The organism is Psychrobacter sp. M13 (assembly GCF_030718935.1).
In the GTDB taxonomy this organism is placed as follows: domain Bacteria; phylum Pseudomonadota; class Gammaproteobacteria; order Pseudomonadales; family Moraxellaceae; genus Psychrobacter; species Psychrobacter immobilis_G.
Window position 1 is genome coordinate 2,986,847 of record NZ_CP132194.1, and the last position, 13,250, is coordinate 3,000,096.

Below are 13,250 nucleotides of genomic sequence, written 5' to 3' on the forward strand. Positions count from 1 at the left end.
TTTAACGCTTATAATTAATTATAAGCATTAAAGTTAATCCTAAATAAAAACAAGACGCGTAAAGGGATTAGCGTATTCAAGCCTGTCGCTAATAACTGCCAACGATAACTGCCAATAATAGATAGCCTAATACACTAGCTACTGCGTCTCTAAAGGCTTATCTAAAGGTACGTTGTAGAGACGTAGCGCTTCTTTCATCACGTTATGAAAAACTGGCGCTGCAGTTAGACCTGCATAATGCAGACCACGCGGATCCTCTAGCAGTATCACCCCTACTAGCTTGGGGTTGGATGCAGGTGCCATACCAGCGAACACATTACGGTACTGGTCAGTATAATAGCCACCGTCTGGATTGATACGTCGTGAAGTACCTGTCTTACCCGCAACGCGATAGCCATCAATAGCCGCCGCTTTTGCTGTACCGCCAGGCTCAGTGACTGCCTCTAGCATTTTTACAATATCCATCGCCTGCTCATGCTCCATGATGCGCTTACTTGGCAGTGGCTTAGCATTTTTGTCCAAGGTCAATGGATGCATCACTCCGCCTGAGGCCAATGCCGCATAAGCTTGTGCAACTTGCGCAAGTGTCACTTGTAGACCATAACCATAGCTGACGGTTGCCCGACGCGAATACTCTTTTTCTTTTGGCGTTGTTACTCGCCCTGTGCCCTCACCTGGGAACTGCAATGGCGTCTTGCTACCAAAGCCAAAGTTATGCTGCATATTAGTGATAGCATCAGGCGGTAGTGATAATGCAATTTTGGTTGAGGCGACGTTACTAGATTTTTGCAAAAGCGTCGCAAAGTTAATGGTGCCCAAATTGTTATGGTCACGAATCGTATAGCCCTGCACGCGAATAGAGCCTGGATTGGTATCAATAAGCGAATTAGAGGTATATTTGCCTGAATCCAATGCTGCGGCAACCGTAAAGGGCTTCATCACAGAGCCAGGCTCAAACACATCAAGCAGCGCGCGATTGCGCTGGTTTTCACCCGTCATTTCATTGAGATTATTAGAATTGAACGAAGGCCATGTCGATAGCGCTAATACTTCACCTGTCTGTACATCAACGATCATACCTGTTGACCACCGCGCTTGCTGCAAGCGACCCGCCTTCTCTAACTCTTTATACAGCAGATATTGCAAGCGCGAATCAATGGTCAATGCCATATCTTGCCCTGCGATTTCTGGCTTAAGTTGCTTAAGCTCTCGTAAGCTATTTTGCTTGGCGTCTTTTAAGATCAGTACTTTGCCATCCTCTCCTGATAGCATCGACTCAAACTGACGCTCAATACCTGCTCGCCCCTCATAGCCGCCATCGGGATCATTGGCGTTTTGACCCATAAAGCCTAACAGCTGTGAGTTAGGCTGCGGCTGTGGATAATAGCGCTGAAAAAAGTTCTTTTCATAGACGCCTGGGAAGTCAAGAGAGCTGACGCTTTGGGCAATCTCAGGGGTGACTTTATTAAGTAGCGGCAGATAGTGCGAGCCTGCGCCTGAGGGTAGCGCTGCTTTTACGGCATCGGCATCCGTGACATCGACACTAGTATCAATAGCGGCAGCCTGTTGTAACTTTTCTAAAGGGATATTAGCCGCTACCGCCAGCGGAGTCAGGTCCATATTATCTAAGCGCTTTTGCATCCGTGCTTGCATCTGTGGATGATCAGGGTTTTCGATGACAATACGCTTGAGCTCATAGTACTCTTGCGCGTAGTCATGCGGACTAAAAGAGACCGTGGCCAATGGCGCACTGACCGCGAGCGGTAGCTGGTTGCGATCAGTTATCATACCGCGGTAGGACTTTTGCGTACGCACGCTGGTGATTAGCTCATTACCTTTATCTTGATAAAACTGTGCATTGGCGACTTGAATATAATAAGCGCGACCTATCAAGCCAACTAAGACGATAAGTGCAATACCCCAAATAGTACGAAAGCGGTTTTTATCACTCTCAAAGCCGCCACGCGATGACGCACCAGAAGCTTTATTAAAGGGGCGCTTGCTGCGGTTTTTGACGCTAGTATAAGCGCCTTTCGAAGTATTGTTTTTTAATCGCTGGGTCAGTCTACTGGTACGACTTTTACTGGTATCTTTAGCCTTGTTAGCCGCCTCTTTGCTACCTTTTGTGCTATTACGACGTAGAGGTTTGATGACTTTTCCTGCTGGGCCTGCTGCCGATTTATCAGTGGCTGATTTTTTATTACCGGTTTTAGCAGTGCCTTTAGCGGTTGGTTTTTTATCGCTCATTGACCTGCCCCCAACGCGTTAGGTGTCGCTTCTAACGATTCGTCCAATTCATTATTGTCAGCTACAACAGGTTTAGGCGTAGCGCTAGCCGCTACTGGCGCACCCAGTTGAATAATAAGCTTGTCTTTTAGGGTTGGCGAATACATGTTCAACTCAGAGACAGCACGACTGGCAATCTGCGGGGTAGCACTGAAGGTTTGCTGCTCGATCAATAAGCGCTGATGCTCTACTTGTAATTTGCGATGCTGCTTTTTCATATCTTGCAAAGTTTTATAATCCTGATGATACTGCTGTACGCCGTCAGCCGTTTTGATACCGCTCCAGATGATACCCGCTGCTAGCAACAGTAGTACTAAAACGTAAATACTGACCACATTAAAACGCTGTACGAAGATCTCACTGACGTCAGTGGTAGCCTGTGATGTCGCTTTGTGTCGGGTAGTCGGTTTGCCTGATAGTGCCATGACGATCTCGGAAAGGTGAGCTTACATATAAAATAATTATCTCAAAATGCTATAAATCTCAATGTGTCATAAAGAGTTTTTATAGTTCATTGCAATAATAAAAATGTCAGTTATATTTGATAAGAAACTAGCAGTACCTTTACTTAGCTATTGCTTATAAAGAACTAAAAAGTTATTTAAGCAACGTTAAGACAAGCAACAAAGACTAGCAGCTAATGTTTACAGCTTCTTAACAGCAGCGTAGTCATTCAGCATGAACGACTGCTTTTAATACTTACTATTTTTAGTACTTACTGTTTTCAATAGTTACTACTTATTGTTTTCGCTATCTAAAACATTAGCGACGGCATCTGTACGAGTCGCTGACCGTAACCAAGCACTGCGCGAGCGCGGATTGGTAGCGATTTCAACTTTGCTTGGGCCAACACGCTTGGGCTTACCAAAGTAGCGCGGGCGATCAGGACGTATCGGCAGATTCTCATCTTCAGGATACTGCCCTTTACTATGGCGCTGCAAAAACTGCTTAATCAGTCGGTCTTCCAAGGAATGAAAACTAATGACGGCTAATTGTCCGCCTGCCTTGATAACTGGAATGCTTTGCTGCAAAAAGCTTTCGACATCACCTAGCTCATTATTAATAAATATACGCATCGCCTGAAAGCTTTGAGTCGCTGGATGCTTGCCACGTTGCCAATTGGGATGCGCTACCTTAATGACTTCTGCTAACTCTAAAGTAGAAGTATAACTGTCCATAGCTTTAATCGCCCGTGCAATACGGCGACTGTGACGCTCCTCGCCAAACTCATAGAGTACGTTAGCCAAAGTCTCACCATCCACTTGCTCAAGCCATTCTGAAACAGGTTGACCACGACTGGTGTCCATGCGCATATCGACCGCACCATCACGCATAAAGCTAAAGCCGCGACTGCCATCATCGATCTGCGGCGATGAGATGCCCAAATCTGCCATCAGCCCATCAACTTGAGTAATACCCATCGCGGCTAAGCTGGTGGTCAAAGTTGCAAAACTATCATGCACGATTTTCACCCGACTATCTGTGCTAGCCAATTGCTCAGCCACGCTAATAGCAGTCGGGTCTTTATCAAAAACAATCAGCTGCGCATCGTCAGCTAACTGAGATAGTAACAGTCGACTATGACCGCCACGACCGAAAGTTGCATCGACATAAATGCCGCTCACTTGTAGGCTTTCATTGTCATTGTTAGGCAATGACTTGACGCCTAATACGGCGGCAACAGCTTCGTTCAATAATACCGCGTCGTGGTTAAAGCTTAATTCATCGGACATAATTATTGTTTTTCTCTTATTTTAGTGCGTGAATGTTAGATGAATTAAACTAAGTTTTAGATAACGAAACGAATAACTCTATAAATAACGATCCATTAGACTAACAATAGTAAAAATCAGATGAAAATAAACCACTTATCATTGATCTAGCGTTATTATCGCAAGGATACACGGCTAGTCAAGCATCATCTAGGCTTTTCAATAAAAAATATTGACTATCCCTGTTATAATGACGCTATATTTTACGCTATCTGCTACTGTTAATTTTACTTTTTTAACCCTCATTTTTGATTAACAATAATATTCTGAGACTACTATGACCCAAATGACGACTTCTCCTAGCAATCGCCCTATCCGTACTCGTATCGCTCCATCGCCTACTGGCTTTCCGCATGTTGGTACCGCTTATATTGCATTATTTAATTTAGCCTTTGCCAAAGCGCATGGCGGCGAATTCATTCTGCGCATCGAAGATACTGACCAAGTGCGCTCAACTGAGCAGTCTGAGCAAATGATCTTAGACGCGCTGCGTTGGGTCGGACTTGATTGGGCAGAAGGCCCTGATATCGGTGGACCACACGCACCGTATCGTCAGAGCGAACGCGCTGATATCTATAAAGAGCACGCGCAAATGCTACTCGATAGAAATCATGCTTTTCGCTGCTTTTGTAGCAGTGAAGAGCTGGATGCTATGCGTGCTGAGCAAATGGCCAATGGTGAGACGCCACGCTATGACGGTCGCTATGCTAATTTATCACGCGAAGAGTCGGATAAAATGGTCGCTGATGGCAAGCCGTTTGTGATTCGTATGCATGTGCCAAGCGAAGGTATTTGTAAAGTTGAAGACATGCTCCGCGGTACGGTTGAGATCCCTTGGGCGCAGGTCGATATGCAAGTATTGCTTAAGACTGACGGACTGCCAACTTATCATTTAGCCAACGTCGTCGATGATCACCTAATGGAGATCAGTCATGTCATGCGCGGTGAAGAGTGGCTAAACTCTGCGCCAAAGCATCAGCTGCTGTATGAATACTTTGGTTGGGAGATGCCTGTACTCTGCCATATGCCATTACTACGTAACCCTGATAAATCAAAGCTGTCTAAACGTAAAAACCCAACCTCGATCACTTATTATCGTGATGCTGGCGTATTACCAGAAGCGCTACTAAATTATCTAGGTCGTATGGGCTACTCAATGCCTGATGAGGCAGAAAAATTCACCTTAGAGGAAATGATAGCGAGCTTTGATATTCAACGTGTATCACTTGGCGGTCCTATTTTTGACGTTGAAAAACTAAATTGGCTCAATGCTGAATGGCTACGCGCGCTCACGCCAGAGGAATTAAAAAACAAAATCCTAGAATGGGCAAACGATAGCGATAAACTCACTGCTATGGCAGCCGCTATCCAGCCGCGTATCGAACTACTCTCTGATGCAGTCAACTGGGGTGGCTTTTACTTCCAAAACTTGCCAGCAATCAAAGCAGAAGACTTTAGCCATAAATCGCTCTCCGATGAGCAAATCATGGAAGTACTGCAACTGGCTATTTGGCAATTAGAGGCGCTACCGACTTGGTCGGAAGAAAATATCTACGCGACTATCAAAGGTCTATCTGCTGCGCTTGATATTAAGATGCGTGACTTTATCGCCCCGTTCTTTATCGCTATCGCGGGTAGCTCATCTTCAACGCCTGTGATGAACTCAATGTGGATCATCGGTGCGGATATGACCTTGATACGCTTGCGTCATGCCGTTGATGTACTGGGTGGCCTCGGTAAAAAGAAACTGAAAAAACTTGAGAAACAAGCAGCAGAGTTGCCTGATTTTTTGGCTGATATGGATGATGAAAACCTTTGAGGTTTATTTGTAGGGTGCATTCCATGCACCGTTAAATAGAAAAATTGATCAATATAAGAAAAGCATGCGTTTTGTAAAAGCAAAGCCCATGCTTTTCTTATTAAACGTAACCTACCATCTAACGCATAATTGGAAATAAATATGGTCGCCAAAACTGTCACTATAGAAAGCAAAGATTATGTCTTTAACACGCTCAAAGAAGCGCAAAAATACTATGATGCAATCGTAAAAGAGCTATACGATGCCAAGCTAACCCTCACAACTGGTCAAGACTTTGAAGATTTAAAGTGGATACATACCACCTACTGTAACTATAGCAGTCATAATACAGACCCAATAAAAACATCCGCTATCGCAGGCTTTAAAGGCATAAGCACAGTAAGACAAAATGGTGGGCAATATATCCAAACCACGTGTTGTGCCATTGTTTTTCCAGATGGTACTGAAGAAGAATTCTTTACCGATAAAGCTATTAAAGAGATTGCTATCAAGCAAAATCCACGCTAATTTGAACCTATTAAGCTTTTGTAGTATCTGCCATGTGCACTAGCCATAAAGTTATAATTATTCATCGGTGCATGGAACGCACCCTACAACGACTCAAGTCTCAAAAGGCTTTTTATGAAATACCCAGCCGTGATAGACCCTACTCAAGTCGGACAATACGATGAAGCCGCTTACTCAGGTGGTGGCTATTTCTTCGATGAAGTGCTGGAGTATCGGGTTTGGTGTTATCCCGATATTGACGCAGATATTACAGATAACAATGGCATCCCTTTAAATGCCACTACTGAATATTACCGTGCTTTTATGACTTTTGAGCAAGCTCTAGTATTTGCCAATGATACGCCAGACTCAAGAACACCCGTCGCCTTGGTTAGACAGCTTGAATGGGTCGATCAACCCTCACGAGGGGTTTATATTCATAATAAAGGTGAGCGTATTACCGAATGGCAAGTGGATTGGCTAGCTCGTGGCGTTAGACAAGCACATGATATCCGTGAGTTTTTGCAAAAGAACGATAAGGCCAAGCAGCAGTAGCTAATTGATGCCATTAGTACAAACGCAAAACTTACGTAGTTTGGTAAATATAGGTTAGACGCATTCTCGCCTGATAATCATCTAAGGACGGCCTTTACTATGGACGATCAACAAAAGATTGAGCAAGAACGAGTAGCTTTCGGTAGCAGATTCTATTCTGAAGAAAAACAAATTATTATTTTAACGCCTGATTCTTGTGGCGGCGCAGGTAAAGTAGGTGGAGAGCTGCTTTGGCAGGCCAGTCAATTGTTCATTGCCTATGTTGATCGTGATAGTAATGAGCTGTTTAGAGTAAACGATAGAGTCGTTTGGCAAATTACTGATGAAGAGAATAAACAGAAAACGTCAAAATTTAATTTCCAACCTTTACGCATGTACAAGCTTAAAGTACGACTATCAAAGCCCGCTGATGAGATCAACTCTAAACATTTTGTCGATTTAGGACTAGATCTGCCTAATCTTAACCATCGTTTTATGCTGTTAGAGATATTATCAGATGAAATTACTGATGATCGGTTGCAGCAAGTGTTAAATGCTTACAACACTCCTGTATTTATCGAAGACGAGCAAGTAGGAAAGTTGGAACTTAATAAAGATTTAGATATGTACGAGGGTGCTATCTCTTGGCTTAGTCAAGCAGTATCTGCTTACATTGAAGGCGCTGAAAATGCTGAAGAGAAGGTTGTACAGCTAAAGTATTTATTAGATAGTGCTGAAGAATGGGATACAAAGCTACGTCGATTTTGTGCAGAAAAACTAACTGAGCTTGCAAACGATTGGCAACAAGACGATGACGAAAGCGAAAGCCTACTTCCTATTACAGTAGAAAGCTTTATTGATAAAATTTCATTAAAGGAATTAACTGTAAGCGATGATGGCGAATTCACCGCTTACTATGATGACGGTGATATGTTTTGGGGGCACATTATTATGGCAGAGGGTAATACTGATGGCACACTTAAAAATGCGAATATAGCAGGATAACCATTATTTATTTTTATAAAATACTTTCGCTAGTACCCTAAAAAGTAGCTTTCATTGCCTTTATTTACTTATTTACTATCATTTTAAAATTAGCTATTGACAACATCGCTGCACTTGCCTAAAATACGCACACTCTTAGCGAGGGGCTATAGCTCAGTTGGTAGAGCACTTGCATGGCATGCAAGGGGTCAACGGTTCGACTCCGTTTAGCTCCACCATCTATTTATTGTTAGCTTTACTATAATAAATATCGCTAGTAGGACAGTATCAGCACCTAGGCAAGGCTTGTTAGTAATAGATAAGCATTCTGATATTGTGAAGTACCGTTGTAGCGTTATTGAAAAATAATAGTTATAACACTCTATGCGTCCCCATCGTCTAGAGGCCTAGGACACCGCCCTTTCACGGCGGTAACGGGGGTTCGAATCCCCCTGGGGACGCCACTATTCGGCGTCACTTATTAGCGCTTTTGCTTAGCATTATTAAGCATCAGATCAGACTAATAAGGTGTACTCTAAAAAGCCCAATCATTTATTTGATTGGGCTTTTTTTTGCGTGATTATTTCTCTCACTTTTTATAGTTTGATGGTTTTATGACGTGCAGACAGACTATAATCAATTATTCACTCTTTTCTTAGAACAAAATTATGACTAATACTGACCATAAGACCAAGAGCTTAGACGCAATTAATAAAAACGATGCAATACAGATAAAACAAGCTATCACACAAGTCTGCGACTCTTACAATATAACTTGCCTGCACGCTATTGAGAGCGGTAGTCGGGCTTGGGGTTTTGCCTCACCTGATAGTGATTACGATGTACGCCTACTTTATTGTCATCCGCTTAATTGGTATTTGAATCTATTTGATAATAAAGATACTTTTGAATTTATCGAAGAGGATTTATTATCGGTACCTTTTGATATTGGCGGTTGGGATATAAAAAAGGCTTTAACGCTTATCTATAAGTCTAATGCGGTGATATTTGAGTGGTTACACTCCCCTATTACTTATCAACAGCGCTCAGAGCTGATAGATATTTTAAAAATAATAAGTTTAGAGTATTTTAAACCGATTACTGTTTTTCATCATTATCAAGGCATGGCCAAGACCGCAAGTATCGGACTTGATTTGACAGCCTCTATTAAGCTAAAAAAGCTGTTTTATTTACTGCGAGCACTCTTGGCTGCCAAATGGGTCATTACTTACGAGACACCACCACCTGTGGTTATGAGTGAAATGTTTGAGCTGATTAGTGATGAAGCGCAGTCGGCTATCTTACAACTCATTGAACTTAAAAGTAGCTGCGATGAGCGTCATACCTTACATATATCACTGTTATTACAAAATGCTATTGCTCAGCTATGGACTGATATAGACCAGCCTGTATTTAAAGAAAAGCCCAAAGCGGATGCAACGGCTCTAAATGAGTTTTTTCAGCAAGTGCTTTATACAGTAAAAGTATTACGTAAATAAACGGTGAGATTAACAGCGATGGCAATAGATTCAACAGCACCTCCACTCACGATAGAATATCTAAAATATGAGAATTTAATTTTATTAGAATGCATTTCGGGCAGTCGAGCTTATGGCTTAGCGACCGCTGAGTCGGACACTGATATCAAAGGAGTGTTTTATTTACCAAAATCACATTATTTTGGCTTACATAGTGATTATGTGCCGCAAGTGAATAATGCGACCAATGATATCGTCTATTATGAATTGGGCCGATATATCGAGCTGCTGTTGCAGAATAATCCAAACATGATGGAGCTGTTGGCGACTCCAGCTGAAAAGATACTTTATCGGCATCCTGTGATGGACAGCTTCTTGTCTGAGTGGTTTATTAGCAAGTTGTGTAAAAATACCTTTGCAGGGTTTGCTAATAGTCAGATTAAAAAAGCGCGTGGACTTAACAAAAAAATCGTAAATCCAATGGATAAAGAGAAAAAGTCGATTTTAGAGTTTTGCTCAGTATTTGCGAATAATCATAGCATTCCACTAGCTAACTGGCTAAAAGAGCAACCTTTTAGTCAAAGTCAAATCGGTCTGGTAGTCATGCCAAAATCTACGCAAATGTATGCGATGTATGTTGATGCTGACGATAAGCTAAACTTTTCAGGATTGATTCAAAAACCTGAAGCTACTCAGCTTAAGCTTAGTGCTATTCCTAAAGGTATGATCCCGATAGCTTATCTATCCTTTAATGCGCACGGCTTTAGTAAATATTGTAATGATTACGCCGCCTATTGGCAGTGGGTAAGCGATCGTAATGAAGTACGCTATCAGACGACAGTCACGCATGGCAAACAGTACGATGCCAAAAATATGATGCACACCATTCGCTTGCTTGAGATGGCTTATGATATTGCTATTACTGGGCAAGTTATCGTTGAGCGTCCCAATCGTGATGAGTTGCTGGCGATAAAATCAGGTGCTAGCGATTATGATGCGCTGTTAATGCAAGCTGAACAGCTAACCCAGAAAATCGAAACTGCTTTTGCCAATAGCGCTCTGCCTGATTATCCTAATACTCAAAAAACTTTATCTACATTAGTGACTGTAAGAGATCAGCTTTATGACTTACCTAAACTTTTAAAAGATAGATTTAGTGATAAATAAGTACCCACTAATATCACTATTGAGCCGATAATAGCGCCAATATCTAGCGCCTCGCCAAGCAATAAATACCCTAAGATAATCGCAAAAATAGGAATCACTAAAGTAATGCTGGTCGCACGCATCGGGCCAATGCTTTTGATCAGCTGATTCATAAACACCAGCGCGATAGCGGTAGAGAACACGCCAATACAAATAACGGATACCCATGCCTTTACGCTAATACTAGCGCCATAGGGGAAGTTATAAGCGGCAACAGGGAGCATGACTAAACTGGCGATAATCAGCGAGCCTGCGGTAATCGCTACAGGTGAGATATCTTCTAAGTAATTCCTAGTGATATTAGCACCGACCGCATAGCCGACCGCGCCAAGTAAGGCATAGCCCAGTGGCAAAAGGTTTGAGCTCAGATCACTAGAACCTGACTCATTGAATAAACTCTCACTCATCAAGATAACTACCCCAATTACGCCAATAATTAAGCCTATTATTTGCTTTTTGGTTAGTCTCTCATTGAAGAAAGTACTGGCAATAAAACCGCTCATCATCGGTACAGCGGCATTCATAACGGCGAGCACGCCTGCATTGACGGTCTGCGCTGAAAAGGAAAATAAGATAAATGGAATCGCGGCAGAGAATAAGCCTACGATAGTGAGTATCTTCCATCGCTCTTTGATACCTGCGTGATCTTTTGAGCTGACTATTAAAAAGATAATCATAGTCAGACCTGCAAAAATCACTCGCAAACTGGCAAAGGCTAATGAGCCAAATTCAGGAACGCCTATTCGATAAAATACAAAAGATATCGACCACATAAAGGACAGCGTAATAAATATAATCAGGTCGCGTCTGCTCATCGTTTACTCAATAGTGATATTTATCTTTTTGCCTGACATGGCTTGAAACTGCTAATCTCATAAAGCCACGATGATAGCGTTTTAAACGCACAAAAGGTGGTGTATTTGTGTACTGATAGTCAATGTAGAGGAAATGGATTTTGAGAATTAAGATTTATTGAGATATAGGTTTCATTAAAATAGCTATTTTGATATAGGCTAGATTTTTACCCCAGCAAATTTACCTAAATCATTTAAAGTAAACTTTTTAAAAAACCCTTTCAACTAGCAAAATAAGCAGACAGCCTACGGCATAACAGACTAAATCCTCTACACTAAAAGTATTACCCAAGACAATATAAGGCACACTACCCTGCTCAAATCCCAAACGCTCCGCCAATTTAAAATATTGGCTAAATTCGATAGCAAAAGCGAATATCAGCGTAAATAGGATCACTGCCTTTCTATTAAAATTAACGATTGTCATCAAGGCGCTATATATCAATATAACGACCAATACATCGCCGAAGTAATGCCTTATCCAGCCACCCATATATTTGGCAATCGCTATCTCAACTAAGAAAAGTAAAATAGCTAATAAGAGATAGCCGAAGTGAAAGCGAAATTTAGTTATTTTTGACAAGGCTTATCCTACGCTTATGACAATTAACAGAACATCAGCGTAGCAAAGAAACAGTCTATTTATTATGAAGTATTAAAGGATTATTTAAGCTAAAACTTATAACTGCTTATTGATTATAGCAGGAGACAAACTCTCTAATGGCCCAGCCCCAATATCTATACTCTCCTTGATAATAACCTTCCAAATAGACCCAAGGACGATCTTTGGAGTCGTAGGTAGTTTTGGTGATATAAACTTCTCGATCGTTACGCAGCTTATTTATAACCTTACCGTTAGGCTCAGCACGTATATTGAGTGGCGTCCCAGTTGGATCCGTTACTTTACAGACTCTCTCAGCATGAGCAGCACTCATCCCAGCGACAATGGTAAAAACTGATAATAGTAATGTACAAGCTAACCTTTTCATATAGAATCCTTTTAACAACAAATGTCTTATTTATTGCAATATATTATCAGCTATTGAGTTAAACAGTAGTAAAAGTTAACTTAAAGTTTTGAAAGCAATTGATTTTGAAGCGCTTAAGCTAATTTAAAATACAGTTACTTGAGCTTGTGTAAATACATTAAAAAGAGTCCTGTCCATGTTCGGTATCGAAAACTACTTAGGATTTATTGCTGCCAGCGTTTTGCTAAATGTCACTCCTGGCACCGATAGCATGTATATCATTACGCGCAGTATCTCTCAGGGTAGCAGAGCGGGATTTTATTCTGTATTGGGCATCACTTCAGGGATTTTGGTACATACGGTTCTAGCAGCGCTAGGGTTATCCATCCTGCTGGCTAACTCTCCCTTTACCTTTATAATCGTCAAATATATTGGCGCTATCTACTTATGTTATTTGGGCTATAAGATGATAATGAATAAAGGTGAGTCGCTGCTCAGCGATAGCTTGCTGGAGGGTGAACAGCCTACTCGCTCAAAACCGTTAGATCGTTGGAAGATATACCAGCAAGGCGTATTAACCAACGTCTTTAATCCAAAAGTTGCGCTATTTTTTATCGCTTTTTTCCCGCATTTTATCGACGCAAGCTACGCTTATGTGACGGTATCATTTTTGATGTTAGGCATTAGCTTTGCGATTACTGGCTTTTTGTGGTGCTCGTGCTTGGCGTTTTTGGCATCGATATTCAGTAAGAATCTACGCGAGAATCCAGCTATTGAGTCGATATTAAATAAGATCGGCGGTGTGGTGTTTATTGGGATGGGGATTAAGCTGTTGACTGAGAAGAGTTGAGATAACTGTAATC

13 protein-coding genes and 2 tRNA genes are annotated in these 13,250 nt (G+C 41.8%); 9 read left to right on the forward strand and 6 right to left on the reverse strand.

Features of this window, described 5'->3' with window-relative positions; genetic code table 11:
• Positions 1-138 precede the first annotated feature (138 nt).
• The 3 genes from Q9G97_RS12670 to rsmH all read right to left on the reverse strand — a co-directional run bounded on the left by Q9G97_RS12670 (position 139) and on the right by rsmH (position 4,019).
• A complete protein-coding gene (locus tag Q9G97_RS12670) occupies positions 139-2,247 on the reverse strand; it encodes a penicillin-binding protein 2 (RefSeq protein ID WP_305899097.1) in 2,109 nt (702 codons plus the stop codon).
• Positions 2,244-2,711 carry a cell division protein FtsL gene (locus Q9G97_RS12675; RefSeq protein WP_305899098.1) on the reverse strand — a complete coding sequence of 156 codons (468 nt, stop codon included), beginning with the start codon at positions 2,709-2,711 and terminating at the stop codon, positions 2,244-2,246. Before Q9G97_RS12675 ends, Q9G97_RS12670 begins: the two co-directional genes overlap by 4 nt.
• A gap of 309 nt (positions 2,712-3,020) precedes the next feature.
• Positions 3,021-4,019: a 16S rRNA (cytosine(1402)-N(4))-methyltransferase RsmH gene (rsmH, locus tag Q9G97_RS12680; protein WP_305899099.1), complete on the reverse strand. Its 999-nt coding sequence runs from the start codon at positions 4,017-4,019 to the stop codon at positions 3,021-3,023.
• Between the two features lie 325 nt (positions 4,020-4,344).
• On the opposite strand from rsmH, the gene gltX reads away from it, so the two are divergent.
• The 8 genes from gltX (at position 4,345) to Q9G97_RS12720 (ending at position 10,526) form a co-directional block, all read left to right on the forward strand.
• Entirely contained in the window at positions 4,345-5,877 is a 1,533-nt protein-coding gene (gene gltX, locus Q9G97_RS12685; RefSeq protein WP_305900340.1) for a glutamate--tRNA ligase, read from the forward strand.
• A gap of 141 nt (positions 5,878-6,018) precedes the next feature.
• Positions 6,019-6,384 carry a hypothetical protein gene (locus tag Q9G97_RS12690; RefSeq protein WP_305899100.1) on the forward strand — a complete coding sequence of 122 codons (366 nt, stop codon included), beginning with the start codon at positions 6,019-6,021 and terminating at the stop codon, positions 6,382-6,384.
• Between the two features lie 114 nt (positions 6,385-6,498).
• Positions 6,499-6,918, forward strand: a complete 420-nt coding sequence (locus Q9G97_RS12695) for a hypothetical protein (RefSeq protein WP_305899101.1) — start codon at positions 6,499-6,501, stop codon at positions 6,916-6,918.
• Positions 6,919-7,017: 99 nt separating this feature from the next.
• Positions 7,018-7,902, forward strand: coding sequence for a DUF2262 domain-containing protein (locus Q9G97_RS12700; RefSeq protein ID WP_305899102.1), 885 nt, complete (start codon positions 7,018-7,020; stop codon positions 7,900-7,902).
• A gap of 142 nt (positions 7,903-8,044) precedes the next feature.
• Positions 8,045-8,120: transfer RNA gene (locus Q9G97_RS12705), tRNA-Ala, on the forward strand.
• Between the two features lie 149 nt (positions 8,121-8,269).
• Positions 8,270-8,345: transfer RNA gene (locus Q9G97_RS12710), tRNA-Glu, on the forward strand.
• Positions 8,346-8,549: 204 nt separating this feature from the next.
• Positions 8,550-9,380: a nucleotidyltransferase domain-containing protein gene (locus Q9G97_RS12715; protein WP_305899103.1), complete on the forward strand. Its 831-nt coding sequence runs from the start codon at positions 8,550-8,552 to the stop codon at positions 9,378-9,380.
• A gap of 18 nt (positions 9,381-9,398) precedes the next feature.
• Positions 9,399-10,526 (forward strand): DNA polymerase beta superfamily protein, encoded by a 1,128-nt coding sequence (locus Q9G97_RS12720; RefSeq protein ID WP_305899104.1) that lies wholly within the window; start codon positions 9,399-9,401, stop codon positions 10,524-10,526.
• Here the strand turns inward: Q9G97_RS12720 and Q9G97_RS12725 are convergent.
• The 3 genes from Q9G97_RS12725 to Q9G97_RS12735 form a co-directional block, all read right to left on the reverse strand.
• Positions 10,481-11,380, reverse strand: a complete 900-nt coding sequence (locus Q9G97_RS12725; RefSeq protein ID WP_305899105.1) for a DMT family transporter — start codon at positions 11,378-11,380, stop codon at positions 10,481-10,483. The genes Q9G97_RS12720 and Q9G97_RS12725 overlap by 46 nt on opposite strands.
• Positions 11,381-11,627: 247 nt before the next feature.
• The gene (locus tag Q9G97_RS12730; RefSeq protein ID WP_305899106.1) at positions 11,628-12,002 is read right to left on the reverse strand and encodes a DUF2809 domain-containing protein; all 375 of its coding nucleotides are present in this window, start codon (positions 12,000-12,002) and stop codon (positions 11,628-11,630) included.
• Between the two features lie 106 nt (positions 12,003-12,108).
• A complete protein-coding gene (locus Q9G97_RS12735; protein ID WP_305899107.1) occupies positions 12,109-12,408 on the reverse strand; it encodes a hypothetical protein in 300 nt (99 codons plus the stop codon).
• Between the two features lie 175 nt (positions 12,409-12,583).
• Between Q9G97_RS12735 and Q9G97_RS12740 the strand changes: the two genes are divergently transcribed.
• Positions 12,584-13,237: a LysE family translocator gene (locus tag Q9G97_RS12740; RefSeq protein ID WP_305899108.1), complete on the forward strand. Its 654-nt coding sequence runs from the start codon at positions 12,584-12,586 to the stop codon at positions 13,235-13,237.
• Positions 13,238-13,250 lie beyond the last annotated feature (13 nt).